General features: G+C 70.2%; 12 protein-coding genes. 4 read left to right on the top strand and 8 right to left on the bottom strand.

The genetic code is table 11. From position 1 onward, the window contains the following. Positions 1–16 precede the first annotated feature (16 nt). The 5 genes from HW837_RS28230 to dxr all read right to left on the bottom strand — a co-directional run bounded on the left by HW837_RS28230 (position 17) and on the right by dxr (position 5,677). The gene (locus tag HW837_RS28230) at positions 17–547 is read right to left on the bottom strand and encodes a GNAT family N-acetyltransferase (protein ID WP_045561389.1); all 531 of its coding nucleotides are present in this window, start codon (positions 545–547) and stop codon (positions 17–19) included. Positions 548–704: 157 nt separating this feature from the next. Next, on the bottom strand, positions 705–1,559 hold the full coding sequence (locus HW837_RS28225) for a GNAT family N-acetyltransferase (RefSeq protein WP_045561390.1): 855 nt from the start codon (positions 1,557–1,559) through the stop codon (positions 705–707). A 216-nt stretch (positions 1,560–1,775) separates the two neighbouring features. After that, a complete protein-coding gene (gene ispG / locus HW837_RS28220) occupies positions 1,776–2,933 on the bottom strand; it encodes a flavodoxin-dependent (E)-4-hydroxy-3-methylbut-2-enyl-diphosphate synthase (RefSeq protein WP_045561391.1) in 1,158 nt (385 codons plus the stop codon). Positions 2,934–3,092: 159 nt separating this feature from the next. After that, positions 3,093–4,397: a M50 family metallopeptidase gene (locus HW837_RS28215; protein WP_045561392.1), complete on the bottom strand. Its 1,305-nt coding sequence runs from the start codon at positions 4,395–4,397 to the stop codon at positions 3,093–3,095. Further along, the gene (gene dxr / locus HW837_RS28210; RefSeq protein ID WP_193381592.1) at positions 4,394–5,677 is read right to left on the bottom strand and encodes a 1-deoxy-D-xylulose-5-phosphate reductoisomerase; all 1,284 of its coding nucleotides are present in this window, start codon (positions 5,675–5,677) and stop codon (positions 4,394–4,396) included. The genes HW837_RS28215 and dxr overlap by 4 nt, the downstream gene beginning before the upstream one ends. A gap of 191 nt (positions 5,678–5,868) precedes the next feature. Here dxr and HW837_RS28205 point away from each other — a divergent pair, with 191 nt between their 5' ends. Then, on the top strand, positions 5,869–6,324 hold the full coding sequence (locus HW837_RS28205) for a lamin tail domain-containing protein (RefSeq protein WP_193381591.1): 456 nt from the start codon (positions 5,869–5,871) through the stop codon (positions 6,322–6,324). 75 nt (positions 6,325–6,399) lie between these two features. On the opposite strand, the gene HW837_RS48930 is transcribed toward HW837_RS28205, so the two are convergent. The 3 genes from HW837_RS48930 to HW837_RS28190 form a co-directional block, all read right to left on the bottom strand. After that, the gene (locus HW837_RS48930) at positions 6,400–7,191 is read right to left on the bottom strand and encodes a DUF6368 family protein (protein WP_193381599.1); all 792 of its coding nucleotides are present in this window, start codon (positions 7,189–7,191) and stop codon (positions 6,400–6,402) included. Between the two features lie 110 nt (positions 7,192–7,301). Next, a complete protein-coding gene (locus HW837_RS28195) occupies positions 7,302–9,242 on the bottom strand; it encodes an acyl-CoA dehydrogenase family protein (protein ID WP_045561396.1) in 1,941 nt (646 codons plus the stop codon). Between the two features lie 122 nt (positions 9,243–9,364). Beyond that, on the bottom strand, positions 9,365–10,174 hold the full coding sequence (locus HW837_RS28190; protein WP_045561397.1) for a GH12 family glycosyl hydrolase domain-containing protein: 810 nt from the start codon (positions 10,172–10,174) through the stop codon (positions 9,365–9,367). Positions 10,175–10,487: 313 nt separating this feature from the next. Here HW837_RS28190 and HW837_RS28185 point away from each other — a divergent pair, with 313 nt between their 5' ends. From HW837_RS28185 to HW837_RS28175, 3 genes are all read left to right on the top strand, one after another. After that, positions 10,488–11,501: a LacI family DNA-binding transcriptional regulator gene (locus tag HW837_RS28185; protein ID WP_045561398.1), complete on the top strand. Its 1,014-nt coding sequence runs from the start codon at positions 10,488–10,490 to the stop codon at positions 11,499–11,501. Between the two features lie 79 nt (positions 11,502–11,580). After that, complete coding sequence (locus HW837_RS28180; RefSeq protein WP_193381590.1) at positions 11,581–13,632, top strand: glycoside hydrolase family 31 protein; 2,052 nt, start codon at positions 11,581–11,583, stop codon at positions 13,630–13,632. 230 nt (positions 13,633–13,862) lie between these two features. Next, positions 13,863–15,104 (top strand): AI-2E family transporter, encoded by a 1,242-nt coding sequence (locus HW837_RS28175; protein ID WP_237270402.1) that lies wholly within the window; start codon positions 13,863–13,865, stop codon positions 15,102–15,104. Positions 15,105–15,124: the final 20 nt, after the last annotated feature.

Genomic DNA, 15,124 nt, shown 5'->3' with positions numbered 1-15,124 from the left:
GTGGGGGTCGGGCCGGCTACCGGCGGCGCAGGGGCAGGGGCGCGCCCATCACCGCGTACGGCTTGGGGGCGCTGGGGAAGACGACCCGGCGGGCCAGGTCGGTGTAACCGAGGGAGTGGTACAGGCCGCGGGCCGGGCTGTCGACGTCGATCGCGGAGAGGATCGAACGGGGTTCGACGGCGCTGTCGGTGATGGTGGTGATGAGGGCGCGGCCGACGCCGTGGTTCTGGTGGCGGGGGTGGACGTGCAGTTCGGTGATGACGAAGGAGTCGTCCAGCCAGTGGTCGTGGCCGAGGGCGCGGAGGTAGGGCTCGACGACGGTGGACCACCAGTGGGTGCGGTCGTTGGGCATGCCGTAGACGAAGCCGACGAGCCGCCCTTCGGACGTGGCGCCGAGTGCCCTCGCCCCCGGGTACGTCATGTGGCGGAGGACGATCTGGCGGCGGACGGCGACCTCGTCGGGGCCCAGGCCGAAGGCTACGGCTTGGACTGCCAGGGCCTCGTCCACGTGGGCGGAGAGGTCCAAGGGGCCGATGACGAGGTCCATGGCCGGGAGCCTACAGGGGGGTGCGTGTTGTCTGCGGGGTGCGGGTTGTTTGTGGCTGGTCGCGCAGTTCCCCGCGCCTATGGGGGGCGCGATCCTCGTCCGGAGTCCAGAAGTTGAGCCCTCCGCAGCCGATCCCTCAGAGCGGCTCGCTCTTGAATCAGAACAGGACGCTCATGAAGGCGCCCACCTCTTGGAAGCCCACTCTCTGGTACGTGCGCCGTGCCGCCGTGTTGAAGTCGTTGACGTAGAGGCTGACCAACGGGGCCACGTCGGCGAGGGCGTAGCGGAGGACCGCTGCCATGCCGGGGGCCGCGAGGCCCTGGCCACGGTATTCGGGGGCGACCCAGACGCCCTGGATCTGGCAGGCCTGGGGGGTGGCGGCGCCGATCTCGGCCTTGAAGACGACGCGGCCGTCGGCGTCGAGGCGGGCGAAGGAGCGGCCGGAGCCGACGAGTTCGGCGACCCGGGCCTGGTAGAGGAGGCCGCCGTCGCCGGCCAGGGGGGAGACGCCCACCTCCTCGGTGAACATCGCGACGCACGCCGGCATGATCGTCTCCATCTCGTCCTTGCGGATCCGGCGGACGTACGGGTCGGGCGTGACCTCGGCGGGGTCGGGCAGCCGGTCGGTGACCATGAGGGGCTGGTGCGAGCGGACCTCGCGGGCCGGGCCCCAGCTGGGTTCGAGCAGGCGCCAGAGCTGGGCGGTGGGTTCGGCGGGGCCGACGACCGAGGAGCAGCGGCGGCCGGCCCGGCGCGCGCGGTCGGCGAAGGCGCGCACGGCGCGGGGGGTGGCGCAGATGGGGACGAGGTTGGCGCCGGCGTAGCAGAGGGAGGTCAGGGCGCCGTCCTCGTACCAGCCCCACATCTCGCCGCCCAGCCGCCATGGGTCCAGCCCGGCGACCTGGACACGGGAGGTCACGAAGGCGTTCGCGACCGGGTCTCGGTCCAGGACGGCGAGTGCGGCGTCCAGGTCACTCGGTTCGAGGACCCTGGTGGTGGTCTGGGTCAACACGTGCGGGGGCCTCACCCTGGGGTCTGCGCTGGTCCTGGCACGATACCCTGCCGGGCTGTGGCGGGGGCGCCTCGGAACTCGGGGGCTCCTGTGCATTGGCGGGTGCGGGTGCGTCGTGGCTTGTCGCGCCCACGCGGCGGAGCCGCACATCGATACAGCCCCGCGCCCCTGAAGACGGCCCTGACGGGCCTGTCTTCAGAAGGCGCCGAGTCCTCCTCAGCCCGCCACCGCCACCGTCGGTTCGCCCGAGGTAATGCCGTCTGCCTCCATCTGTTCGGCGATCTTCATCGCCTCCTCGATGAGAGTCTCGACGATCTTGGACTCGGGGACGGTCTTGATGACCTCGCCCTTGACGAAGATCTGGCCCTTGCCGTTGCCGGAGGCGACGCCGAGGTCGGCCTCGCGGGCCTCGCCGGGGCCGTTGACGACGCAGCCCATGACGGCGACACGGAGGGGGACCTCCATGCCGGTGAGGCCGGCGGTGACCTCTTCGGCGAGCTTGTAGACGTCGACCTGGGCGCGGCCGCAGGAGGGGCAGGAGACGATCTCCAGGCGGCGCGGCTTGAGGTTCAGCGACTCCAGGATCTGGTTGCCGACCTTGATCTCCTCGACCGGCGGGGCCGAGAGGGAGACGCGGATCGTGTCGCCGATGCCCTCGGAGAGGAGCGCGCCAAAGGCGACGGCCGACTTGATGGTGCCCTGGAAGGCGGGGCCCGCCTCGGTGACGCCGAGGTGGAGGGGGTAGTCGCACTGGGCGGCGAGCTGGCGGTAGGCGTTGACCATGACGACCGGGTCGTTGTGCTTGACCGAGATCTTGATGTCGCGGAAGCCGTGCTCCTCGAAGAGGGAGGCCTCCCAGAGGGCGGACTCGACCAGCGCCTCGGGGGTGGCCTTGCCGTACTTCTGCAGGAGGCGGCGGTCCAGGGAGCCGGCGTTGACACCGATCCGGATCGGGGTGCCGTGGTCGTTCGCCGCCTGGGCGATCTCCTTGACCTTGTCGTCGAACTGCTTGATGTTGCCCGGGTTGACGCGGACGGCGGCGCAGCCGGCCTCGATCGCGGCGAAGACGTACTTCGGCTGGAAGTGGATGTCCGCGATGACCGGGATCTGCGACTTCCTGGCGATCACCGCGAGGGCGTCGGCGTCGTCCTGCGTGGGGCAGGCGACGCGGACGATCTGGCAGCCGGAGGCCGTCAGCTCGGCGATCTGCTGCAGCGTGGCGCCGATGTCGGACGTACGGGTGGTGGTCATCGACTGGACCGACACCGGGGCGTCTCCACCGACGGCCACGGACCCGACCTGGATCTGCCGGCTCTTCCGGCGTTCGGCGAGCTTGGTCGGAACGGACGGCATGCCGAGAGAAATCGCAGTCATCTGCTGTGCAACCCCAAGTTGTGGATCAGGATCGGGTCCCGGTACGGGCGGGCTCCAGGCTTCGAGATTACGGCACCGGCAGGCTCCCGAGCACATCACCGTCCCCGGCGGCCGGGCTCCACCGTGTGAGTGTGCCCGGCCGTCGTGAACGTCGGGTGGCTACGAGATGCGTACCGGGTTCACGAGGTCCGCGATCAGGACCAGGAGGGTGAAGCAGACGAAGATGCCGGCCACGACGTAGGCGACGGGCATCAGCTTCGCCACGTCGAACGGGCCGGGGTCGGGCCGGCGGAGCACCTTCGCCGCGTTCCGGCGCAGCGACTCCCACAGGGCGCCCGCGATGTGGCCGCCGTCGAGCGGCAGGAGCGGGAGCATGTTGAACAGGAAGAGGGAGAGGTTGAAGCCGGCCAGCAGGATGAGGAAGCTGGCGAGCTGCTGGGTGGCGGGGATGTCCATGGTGAAGATCTCACCGCCGACGCGGGCCGCGCCGACCACGCCCATGGGCGAGTCGGCCTCGCGTTCGCCGTCGCCGAAGGTGGCGTCCCACAGGGCGGGGACCTTGGCGGGCAGGGAGAGCAGGGACTCGACGCCGTTCTCCATCATGTCGCCCATGCGGTCGACCGACTCGCCGAAGGAGAGCGGGACGATGCCGGAGGCGGGGGTGAAGCCGAACCAGCCGGCGGAGACGTACTTGTCGGCGACGTAGCCGCCGTTGCCGTCGGTCTTGCTGACCTGGTTCTTCACCAGCGTGGCGGTGAGGTCGAGCTGCTTGCCGTCGCGGTCGACGGTGACGGTGACCTGCTGGCCGGGGTTGGAGCGGATGTCGGACTGCAGGGAGGCCCAGTCGTCGACGGGCTCGCCGTCGAACGCGACGATCTTGTCGCCCGGCTTCAGGCCCGCGGCCTTGGCGGGGGCCTCCTCGTCGCCGGACCGGCACTTGGAGCGGTTCTCGCTGGCCTCGATGACGCAGTCCGAGACCTTGCTGACCGTGGTGGTCTGGGTCTGGGCGCCGAAGGTCATCATCACGCCGACGAAGATCACGACGGCCAGGATCAGGTTCATGAAGGGGCCGGCGAACATCACGATGACGCGCTTCCAGGGCTTGCGCGTGTAGAACAGGCGCTTCTCGTCGCCGGGCTGGAGCTCCTCGAAGGAGGCCGCGCGGGCGTCCTCGATCATCACGCGCCACGGGGAGGTCGAGCGGCTCTCGATGCGGCCGTCCTCGCCGGGCGGGATCATGCCGATCATGCGGATGTAACCGCCGAGCGGGATCGCCTTGACGCCGTACTCGGTCTCGCCCTTCTTCTTCGACCAGATGGTCGGGCCGAAGCCCACCATGAACTGGGGCACCCGGACGCCGAAGAGCTTGGCGGTGGAGAAGTGGCCCAGCTCGTGCCACGCGATCGAGAACGCCAGGCCGATCACGAAGACCACTATGCCGAGGATGAACATCAGGGTCGTCATGCACGGGCCTCCGCGGTCGTCCGCTCGGTGGGTTTGCCTGTCGAGGTGGTCGAGTTGGTCAGTTCACGGGCCCTGGCGCGCGCCCAGGTCTCCGCTTCGAGGACGTCCGCCACGGTCAGGGAAGTTCCCGCGGCGGGGGTGCCGTGCTCCTGGACGACCCGTGTGACGGTCTCCATGATCGCGTCGAACCGGAGACCCCCGTGCAGGAACGCGTCGACGCACTCCTCGTTCGCCGCATTGAACACCGCCGGGGCGGTGCCCGCGAGCTCTCCCACGTGCCGGGCGAGCCCGACCGACGGGAACGCCTCGTTGTCGAGGGGGAAGAACTCCCAGGTGGACGCCTTGGTCCAGTCGAAGGCGGGCGCCGCGTCGGGGACGCGCTGCGGCCAGCCGAGGCCGATGGCGATGGGCCCGCGCATGTCGGGGGGCGTCGCCTGGGCCATCGTCGATCCGTCCGTGAACTCAACCATCGAGTGGACATACGACTGGGGGTGCACGACGACCTCAATGCGGTCGAAGGGAATGTCGTAGAGGAGGTGCGCCTCGATGACCTCCAGGCCCTTGTTGACGAGGGTCGCGGAGTTCACGGTGATGACCGGACCCATGGCCCAGGTGGGGTGCGCGAGCGCCTCGGCGGGCGTCACATCGGCCAGCTCCGCCTTCGTACGGCCGCGGAAGGGACCCCCGGAGGCGGTGACGACGAGCTTGCGCACATCGGCGCGGGTGCCGGAGGCGAGGGCCTGGAAGAGGGCGGCGTGCTCGGAGTCGACCGGGATGATCTGGCCGGGCTTGGCCACGGCCTTCACCAGCGGGCCGCCGACGATGAGCGACTCCTTGTTGGCGAGCGCGAGGGTGCGGCCCGCCTCCAGGGCGGCGAGGGTCGGGGCGAGGCCGATGGAGCCGGTGATGCCGTTGAGCACGGTGTGGCAGTCGGAGGCGGCGAGAGCGGTGGCGGCGTCCGGGCCGGCGAGGATCTCGGGCAGCGGCTCCCCGGCGCCGTACGCCGCGGTCAGGGCCTCACGCAGGGCCGGTACGACGTCCTCGCGGGCGACGGCGACGGTCCGCACCCGCAGGCGGTGCGCCTGCTCGGCCAGCAGCTCCACCCTCCCTCCGGCGGCGGAGAGCCCGGTGACGCGGAAGCGGTCCGGGTTGCGCAGGACGAGGTCGATGGCCTGGGTGCCGATCGATCCGGTCGATCCGAGGATCACTGCGTCCCGTACGCCGTCGACCGGGTCGTAGACGAGATGCGGATCGGCGAGAGGGGCTGGACTGTCGCTCATCCCCCCATTGTGGCCGCATCCGGTACCCGTCAGGACCGCGCATCCCCCTGATGACCCGCTTCGTGCCGTCTGTGATTGACGGTGCCGTTTCTCCGTTTGTGAAGCACGCGTGAAGAAGGGGTGATATGACTTCTGACCTGTTGATCCGATTGTCGGATCAATCGACGTGAACGAGGACCCTGGGGGGACCCATGCACAAGCGCATACGCGCTGCCCTGCCCGCGCTCGCCGGAGCCGTCGCCCTGACCGGCACGCTGCTCAGCAGCCCGGCCGAGGCCGCGGGCGGGGTGATCATCTACCGCGTGTACTTCGACAGCCCGGGCAAGGACACGCGGACGAACGCGCAGTACAACGCGGAGTGGGTGCAGATCAAGAACACGAGCTCCTCGGCGATCTCGCTGAAGGGCTGGGTGCTGAAGGACCTCGACAACCACAAGTACACGTTCCCGAACATCAAGATCGGGGCGAAGAAGTACATCAAGGTCCGTACGGGGTCGGGGACGGACACGACCGCGACGAAGTACCAGAACCGCAAGGCCTACGTCTGGAACAACACGAGCGACACGGCGAAGCTGACGAAGGCGAGCGGGTCGAAGGTGGATTCCTGTTCGTGGACGACGCGCGACGCCAGCGACAAGTACTGCTAGGGCCGTGATCGCGTAGGTTCGCCGGGGCGGCGGTCGTAGCGATCGGGCGTGTGGGTGACGAGGACACCGTCCGGGCTACTTGACCAGCCGGAAGGCGGGGTGCCCGACCCAGGCCCGGAGGAACTCCGCCGTTCCCAGCGCCATCCAGTCCGCGAACCCCAACACCCCCGGAAGTCCGGCGACGACCGACTCCTGCCCGTCCGGCAACTCGGCTTTGGCCACGCCCCCGATGACGTCCATGACAGCGGCGGTCAGCAGGGCCGTGGCCACGTGATCGATCTCGCGATTGCAGCAGGCGCTGACGTTGACGGCATGAGTCGGCCTGAAGCCGAGGAGGGCCTCCGCCTCTGGCTCCTCCTCGTGCTCAGCCTCGAAGATGCTCTCGTCGCCGACGCCCGGCCCCATGAGGTAGACCAGGAAAGGCCGGTCCCGGTCCTCGCGCTGCGGACCGAACCCCACCAGGGCCGTGAGCTCCTCGTCCGCGGAGGCGTTGCCTAGTGCCGCGTCAGGCAACGTCTGCCCGTCAAGGAGCGGCGTCCGGTGCGTGCTCTCGGTGTGTCGGCCGAAAGCCCTCGTACTGGATGTACTTGGGTTTTCGGCCGGTGCGGCGAGAGGGCGTGCCGGGCGTCGCGACGGGGCGAACGTTGCCTGACGCGGCACTAGGAGCGGAAGCGGGAACGGCTTCCGCCAGTCCTCCTCTCGCCTGTCCTCGACGCCCAGTCGCTCCGCGGGCACGTTGACGTCGAAGAACCCGGGCCGCTTCTCCGCGAAGCGGGAGGAGAGCCCCACCATCAACGCGCGGAACTCCCGCAGCTGAGCCGGGGAGAGCGGCTCCGCCAAATCGATCACCAACGTCGGACCGGACATGCCGGGAGCCTAGTTCCTGGCGTACCCCGGACTGTCGTCGGGCGGGGCGGCGCCGCATGTCAGCACAGTCCCGCGCCCCTGGAAGGGGCGCGGGGAACTCGTGCGGCAGGTCAGCGGATGCGGCGGTGGACGTTGTCCTTCTCGGTCTCGCCCGGGGTCGCGTCCGCGATCCAGGGGCCCTCGCCCGAGGGGTCGATGACGCCCTCTTCCAGCCACTCGTAGGCGCCGCCCAGGACGCCCTTGACGACCTTGTGGTCGATGTCGTCGGTGTTGGTCCACAGGCGGCCGAAGAGTTCCTCGACGCGGATGCGGGACTGGCGGCAGAAGGTGTCGGCCAGTTGGTAGGCCTCGCGGCCGTGGTCGGTGGTGGTGCGGAGCAGTTCCGCGCGCACGACGGCCGCGCTCATCGCGAAGAGTTCGGCGCCGATGTCGACGATCCGGCCCAGGAACCCCTGCTTGGTCTCCATCCGGCCCTGCCAGCGGGACATGGCGTAGAAGGTGGAGCGGGCGAGCTTGCGGGCGCCCCGTTCGACGTAGCGCAGGTGGGCGGCGAGGTCGGGGTGGCCCGCCGGGTGGAAGTCGCCGTAGGTGCGCGGGAGTTGGCCCGGTCCCGCGACCAGCTTGGGCAGCCACTTGGCGTAGAAGACGCCCGCGTTCGCGCCCGCCTTCGCCTTGTCGGTGAGGGACTTCTCCGGGTCGATGAGGTCGCCGGCCACGGTGAGGTGGGCGTCGACGGCCTCGCGGGCGATCAGCAGGTGCATGATCTCCGTGGAGCCCTCGAAGATCCGGTTGATGCGCAGGTCGCGCAGCATCTGCTCGGCGGGGACGGCCCGTTCGCCGCGCGCCCGGAGCGAGTCCGCCGTCTCGAAGCCGCGGCCGCCGCGGATCTGGACCAGCTCGTCGGCGATCTTCCAGCCCATCTCGGAGGCGAAGAGTTTCGCGAGGGCGCCCTCGATACGGATGTCGTTGCGGTCCTCGTCGGCCATCTGCGAGGACAGGTCCAGCACCGCTTCCAGGGCGAAGGTGGTCGCCGCGATGAAGGAGATCTTCTGGCCGACCGCCTCGTGGTGGGCGACCGGCTTGCCCCACTGCTCACGGGCCGCCGACCACTCACGGGCGATCTTCAGGCACCACTTGCCGGCGGCCACGCAGGACGCGGGCAGGGAGAGACGGCCCGTGTTGAGGGTGGTCAGCGCGATCTTCAGGCCCGCTCCCTCGGGGCCGATGCGGTTGGCGGCGGGGACCCGCACCTGGTGGAAGCGGGTGACGCCGTTCTCGATGCCGCGCAGGCCCATGAAGGCGTTGCGGTTCTCGACGGTGACGCCGGGTGAGTCGGACTCGACGACGAAGGCCGTGATGCCACCCTTGTGGCCTTCCGACCTGGGCACGCGTGCCATGACGACCAGGAGGTCGGCGACCACGCCGTTCGTCGTCCACAGCTTCACGCCGTCGAGGATGTAGTCGTCGCCGTCGGGGACCGCCGAGGTGGCCAGTCGGGCGGGGTCGGAGCCGACGTCGGGCTCGGTGAGGAGGAAGGCGCTGATGTCGGTGCGGGCGCAGCGCGGGAGGAACTTCTCCTTCTGCTCGGGGGTGCCGAACAGTTTCAGCGGCTGCGGTACGCCGATCGACTGATGCGCCGAGAGCAGCACACCGATGGCCGGGCTGGCCGAGCCGACCAGGGCCAGGGCCTTGTTGTAGTACACCTGGGTGAGGCCGAGACCGCCGTACTTGGGGTCGATCTTCATGCCGAGGGCGCCGAGTTCCTTGAGACCGTTGATCACCTCGTCGGGGATCCGGGCCTCGCGTTCGATCAGGGCGCCGTCGACCTTCGTCTCGCAGAAGGCGCGCAGCTTGGTCAGGAACTGCTCGCCGCGCCGGACGGCCTCGTCGGTGGGCAGCGGGTGGGGGTGGATCAGGTCGAGGCGGAACCGGCCCAGGAACAGTTCCTTGGCGAAGCTGGGCTTGCGCCAGGCCTGCTCGCGGGCGGCCTCCGCCACCTGGCGGGCCTCACGTTCGGTGACGACGGGCTTCTTGAGGGGTGGGGCGGACATGAGGGTCACCTCGCCGCGAATCGGGATCTTGTACCGGATGGGTACCTGAATGGTTACCGATGGGTGCTACTCGATCGTTGGTACCCGATCCGGACCGACCCCGCCACCCCTCGCGTGCGCGCTCAGCCGATGTTCACCGAGTACGCCTTGGTGTCCAGGCGCCCGGTCCCCTTGAAGACCTCGGTGCCCGCCTCGATGCCGGAGACGTACTTGTCGTTGCTCAGCAGCTTGCGGCGGACCAGGGCCTGGGTGAAGTCGTCCAGGTTCAGGTTCGCCTTGGTGGTGTTGGTGCGGCGGACGAAGGAGAACACCTTCCAGCCGATGTCACCGGTGTAGATGTCCCACATGGCCCCGCCGAGGCTGACGCTCCCGTACTTGGTGCCGAGCGGGCCCGCGCCACCCTGCCGGTTGAGCCAGATCATGACCTCGTCGGTGGGCTGGTCCTGCCAGTCGGCGGTGTTCTTGGAGTGCAGCCACAGGTCGTAGGCGACGTTCATGGTGCCGGGGTTCGAGCTGACCGAGAACTCCCAGCCGGTCCGCACCGGCTTGCGGTCGCCGACCCGGACGGGCAGCTGGGTGGCCGCCTTGTCCACCTTCCAGCCCCAGTGCCAGCCGAGCACACTGCTCGCGTAGGACTTGACGTCGTAGTCCTTGCCGGCGCCGCTGTTGGCCAGGCTGTAGCTGGTCCCCCACGAGATCGTCGATCCCGAGCGGGAGTTGTCCCAGACGCACTGGGTGCCGGTGGCCTTCTCGCGGTTCCAGACGTTGTTGTTCACGTAGTACTTGCCGAGCGTGATCGTGTCGAAGTCCGTGCACTTCTTGGCCTCCTCCCCCGCCATCGCCACGGTCACGGAGGCCCCGACCGCGAGCGCGGTGACGACGGCCGCGCCGATCTTGGCCGTACGGGTCAGGCGAGGACGACGGTGTTGCATGGCGGTTCCTTCCGGGGGCGGTGCGGTTACGGGTGCTGGTCGCCGCCGCACCCTCGGAAAGTTGCCTCCGAGTTCTAAACTGGGGCGACAACAGCGCCCTGAAGGGCGCGGGGAACCGCGCGAGAAGCCCCACCGACCCGCGGTCGCCACCCCACACACCCCCACCACCCCCCAAGGCGCACGGCGAATAATCGAAGCGCTTCGACAACCTATGGACACCCACCCAGCGCCGAGCTACTGTCGAGCCACCCTCACTCGCCTTTGTTCAGAGACAGCGCGCTGTCGAAGCGCTTAAACACGCTTGGAGAGCTGGATGGTCACCCTCGCCGAGGTCGCCCAGCACGCCGGAGTCTCGGCGAGCACGGTGAGCTATGTCCTCAGCGGCAAGCGGTCCATCTCCGCCGGCACCCGGCAGCGGGTCGAACGGAGCATCCAGGAGCTCGGCTACCACCCGAACGCGGGGGCCCGCGCCCTGGCGAGCAACAGGTCGAACATCGTCGCCCTGATGGTCCCGCTGCGTACCGACATGTACGTCCCGGTGATGATGGAGATCGCCATCGCGGTGGCCACCACGGCCCGTACGTACGGCTACGACGTGCTGCTGCTCACCGGTGAGGAGGGCCCGGACGCGGTGCGCCGGGTCACGGGCAGCGGGCTCGCCGACGCGATGATCCTGATGGACGTGGAGCTCGACGACGAACGGCTGCCGCTGCTGCGCGGCACCGACCAGCCGTCGGTGCTCATCGGACTTCCGGCCGACACCAGCGGCCTGACCTGCGTCGACCTCGACTTCGGGGCGACGGGCGCACTGTGCGTGGAGCATCTGGCGATGCTCGGCCACCGCGACATCGCCGTCGTCGGCGAGGCACCCGCGGTGTACGAACGGCACACCGGGTTCGCCGAGCGCACCCTCGACGGACTGCGTTCGCGCGCCAGGGAGCTGGGCCTGCGTGTGCTGCACCGCCCCTGCGAGGGCGGCTACGACGCGATGGCCGCGACCCTGGCCCGCATCTTCGACGAACGGCCCGGCACCACGGGGATCGTCGTGCAGAACGAGTCCGCGGTGGAGCCGCTGCTGGCGCTGCTGCGGCAGCAGGGGCGCGCGGTGCCGGAGGACGTCTCGGTGATCGCGGTCTGCCCCGACCAGGTCGCCGTGCAGGCCTCGGTGCGGTTGACGTCCGTGGCCATCCCCGCCCAGGAGATGGGCCGCCGGGCCGTGGAGCAGCTGGTCGCCAAGCTGGAGGGCCGGGACACCGACGAAGTGGTGCTCCTCGCCCCCGAGTTGACGGTCCGCGCGAGCACGGGACCGCTGTCCCCCACCGGCTGAGCCGACGTCGTGGTTCCCCTTCCGCCTCCTCCTTCGCTCCGCCCGCCTTTCCTCACTCCTCCCTTCCAGGAGACCTCTCGTGAATCAGCCTGCCGAGAACCAGACCCCGACGGGCGCGGTCAGCCTCGCCCAGTCCTCCCCCACCGTCGGCACGTTCCGTGAGCGGGACGGTGCCCTGGAGTGGAGCGGACGTCAGGAGACCCTGCGGATCGAGCCCTGGGGGCCGGACGCGGTCCGGGTCCGCGCCCGCCTCGGCGGCCCGGTCCTCGACGGGCTGCCGGGCGCCCTGCTCGACGAGGCCGAGTCCACCGAGAGCAGCGTCAAGATCGAGGACGGGCTGGGGCGGCTGATCGTCGGCGCGCTGACCGTCGAGGTGAACGCGGAGGGCCTGATCCGCTACAGCCGCACGGCCGACGGCGGCGAGCTGCTGTCGGAGGCCCGCGCCCACTTCTGGTGGCCCGGCCCGCGCCTCTACACGGCCGTCGGCAACGGCTACCACCGCCTGGAGCAGCGCTTCGCCGCGTACGACGACGAGAAGCTGTACGGCCTCGGTCAGCACCAGCACGGGCGGCTCGACCAGAAGGGGCTGGTGCTGGACCTGGTGCAGCGCAACGCGGAGGTCGGCATCCCGGTGCTCACCTCCAGCCGCGGCTACACCCTGCTGTGGAACAACCCGGCGATCGGCCGCGTCGAGCTGGCCGGCAACGGCACCCGCTGGGTCGCGGACTCGGCCCGGCAGATCGACTACTGGATCACCGCGGGCGATCCGGCCGAGGCGCAGCGCCGCTACAGCGCGGCGACGGGCCGTACGCCGATGCTGCCGGAGTGGGCGGCCGGGTTCTGGCAGTGCAAGCTGCGCTACCGCACCCAGGACGAACTCCTGGCCGTGGCACGGGAGTACAGGCGGCGGGGCCTGCCCCTCGATGTCATCGTGTGCGACTTCTTCCACTGGACGCATCTGGGCGAGTGGAAGTTCGACCTCGACGAGTGGCCCGATCCGGCGGCCATGGTCCGTGAACTGGACGAGCTGGGCATCAAGTTGGTGGTGTCGGTGTGGCCGTCGGTGTCGCCGCTGAGCGAGAACCACCCCGTGATGGAGCAGCGCGGGTACTTCATCGGGACGCAGTACGGCCCGATGGCGCACGCCGACTGGCCGGACAAGGAGGTCGCGTCGACGGTCCAGGTGGCCTTCTACGACGCGACGAACCCGGAGGCCCGGGAGTTCGTGTGGTCGCGGGTGAAGGAGAACTACCTGGACCGGTACGGCATCGACGCGTTCTGGCTGGACGCCTGCGAGCCGGAGCTCAAGCCGGGCTTCCAGGAGAACCTGCGCTACTGGGCCGGGCCCGGTCTGGAGGTCGGCAACATCTATCCGGCCGAGAGCGCGCGCACCTTCTACGAGGGGCTGCGGGCGGCCGGCCGGGAGGAGATCGTCTCCCTCAACCGTTCGGCGTGGGCGGGCAGTCAGCGGTGGGGGGCCGCGCTCTGGTCCGGTGACATCGGGACGGACTTCCCGACCCTGCGGCGGCAGATCGCGGCGGGGCTCAACACGGCGCTGTCCGGCATCCCGTGGTGGAACACCGACATCGGCGGCTTCCACGGGGGCGACCCCGACGATCCGGCGTACCGCGAGGTGATGGTCCGCTGGTTCCAGTTCGGGGCGTTCTCGCCGCTGATGCGGCTGCACGGGTTCCGGGAGCCCGGGATGCCGCTGGGGCCGGACATGACCGGCGGGCCCAACGAGGTGTGGTCGTACGGTGAGGAGGCCGGGGCGATCCTGGAGTCGTATCTGCGGCTGCGGGAGCGGTTGAAGCCGTATGTGCTGCGGGTGATGCGGGAGGCCCACGAGGAGGGGCTGCCGGTGATGCGGCCGCTGTTCCTGGAGTTCCCCGAGGACGAGCGGGCCTGGTCCGTGGACGACGCGTATCTGTTCGGGCGGGATGTGCTGGTGGCGCCGGTGCTGGAGGCGGGGGCACGGCGGTGGACGGCCTACCTTCCGGCGGGGGCGCGGTGGACGGACGCGTGGACCGGGGAGACGTACGAGGGGGGTACGTCGGTGACCGTCGACGCGCCGTTGGAGCGGATCCCGGTGTTCCTGCGGGACGGGGCGTCCCTGCCGATCGCCGGGTAGCGCGCCCGTGGTGGGGGCGGGGTGGGTGGGGTTCCGCTGCTCGGCGGTCGCGAGGTGCCGCCTGCGCCCGCGCCCACCCGTGCCGCCCCAGCGGCACGATTGCCCGCAGTCGAGTCGGCGGCGACGCAGGCGACGGCACCCTGGCGGCCCGGTCTACGCTATGGCGCCACGGCCATCCCATGATCCTCAGGGGGTGTGCGCGACCTCCGAGTGAGTGGAGATGACAGAGGATGAGCAGCCGTACGGGAGACTCCCGCGCAGTACGCGGGGGACGGCCCGGTCGTGGGCGCGGGCCCGCGCGCAGACCGGTTCATCGGACGCGTACGACGATACGGACCACCGGCGGGTACGCCGGGTCCGGCGGGTACGTGGAGGTGCCGAGGGCGGTGCCGACGCCCTCGGAGCCGGTGGCGCCCCGGGGGTTCCTGCCGGGGCCCGCGCGGCACATCGCGGTGTGGAGCGCGCTCACCCTGCTGGTGACGGGTGTCGTCTACGTGGGCGTCTGGATCTGTGTGACGTTCCAGACGGCGGTCACGCCCCTGCTGATCGCGCTGCTCGGCACGGCGTTGCTCGGCCCGTTGTACCGGCGGCTGGTGGCGATGCGGTTCAACAAGTCCCTCGCCGCCGGGCTGACCTGCGCGGCCGTGCTCGTGGTGATGGGCGGGGCCGCGTACATCGTGGTGGCCGCGCTGATCGACACCGGTGACCAGATCATCTCGTCACTCAGGGACGCGGCGAAGTCGCTCAGCGAGGAGTTCGGGCCGGCGGGGACGTCGTTGGACGACCTCGCGAAGAACGCCAAGGAGCTGCTGTCGAAGTTCGGCGGCACCGCGGCCTCCGGGGTGCTCACCGGGGTCAGCGCGGTCGGTGGGTTCGTGGCCAGCGCGGTGCTGGCGATGCTGCTGATGTTCTTCTTCCTGCGGGACTCCGACAAGGCGGTCGCGTCCCTGCACTCGCTCGCGCCGCGCGGCTCCGGTGACACCCTGGAGGTGATGGCCCGGCGCGCGTTCCGTGCGATCGAGGGCTATATGCGCGGGACGACGCTCATCGCCTTCATCGACGGCGCCCTGATCGCCGTCGGCCTGCTGATCCTTCAGGTGCCGGGGGCCGTGGGGCTGGGCGCGCTGGTGTTCGTCGGCGCGTACATCCCGTATCTCGGCGCGTTCCTCTCCGGCGCGGTGGCGATCCTCGTCGCGTTCGCGGACCGCGGTCTGGTGACGGCGCTGTGGGCGGTCGGGGTCGTCTTCGCGGTGCAGTTGATCGAGGGGAACGTGCTGCAGCCGATGATCCACAGCCGGACCGTGCAGATGCACCCGGCGGCGATCCTGCTGGCCCTGACGGCGGGCGCCTCCATCGCCGGCATCCTCGGCATGCTCCTGGCGGTGCCGCTGGTCGCGGCGGCCACGGGGGTGCTGTCGGAGCTGCGGACACGGTACGGGGACGGGCAGGGGGCGGCCGTCCCGGCGGAGTAGGCGTACGCGACGGTCCCGGG

The organism is Streptomyces caniscabiei, from assembly GCF_014930365.1.
Taxonomy (GTDB): domain Bacteria; phylum Actinomycetota; class Actinomycetes; order Streptomycetales; family Streptomycetaceae; genus Streptomyces; species Streptomyces caniscabiei.
This window is presented reverse-complemented; position numbering and strand designations above follow the sequence as displayed.

Excerpts from the sequence above, each read along its gene's own strand:
- HW837_RS28185 (WP_045561398.1), top strand. The coding sequence starts at position 10,488 with ATGGTCACCCTCGCCGAGGTCGCCCAGCACGCCGGAGTCTCGGCGAGC.
- ispG (WP_045561391.1), bottom strand. The coding sequence starts at position 2,933 with ATGACTGCGATTTCTCTCGGCATGCCGTCCGTTCCGACCAAGCTCGCC.
- HW837_RS28190 (WP_045561397.1), bottom strand. The coding sequence starts at position 10,174 with ATGCAACACCGTCGTCCTCGCCTGACCCGTACGGCCAAGATCGGCGCG.
- HW837_RS28205 (WP_193381591.1), top strand. The coding sequence starts at position 5,869 with ATGCACAAGCGCATACGCGCTGCCCTGCCCGCGCTCGCCGGAGCCGTC.
- HW837_RS28195 (WP_045561396.1), bottom strand. The coding sequence starts at position 9,242 with ATGTCCGCCCCACCCCTCAAGAAGCCCGTCGTCACCGAACGTGAGGCC.
- HW837_RS28215 (WP_045561392.1), bottom strand. The coding sequence starts at position 4,397 with ATGACGACCCTGATGTTCATCCTCGGCATAGTGGTCTTCGTGATCGGC.
- HW837_RS28175 (WP_237270402.1), top strand. The coding sequence starts at position 13,863 with ATGAGCAGCCGTACGGGAGACTCCCGCGCAGTACGCGGGGGACGGCCC.
- HW837_RS48930 (WP_193381599.1), bottom strand. The coding sequence starts at position 7,191 with ATGTCCGGTCCGACGTTGGTGATCGATTTGGCGGAGCCGCTCTCCCCG.
- dxr (WP_193381592.1), bottom strand. The coding sequence starts at position 5,677 with ATGAGCGACAGTCCAGCCCCTCTCGCCGATCCGCATCTCGTCTACGAC.
- HW837_RS28230 (WP_045561389.1), bottom strand. The coding sequence starts at position 547 with ATGGACCTCGTCATCGGCCCCTTGGACCTCTCCGCCCACGTGGACGAG.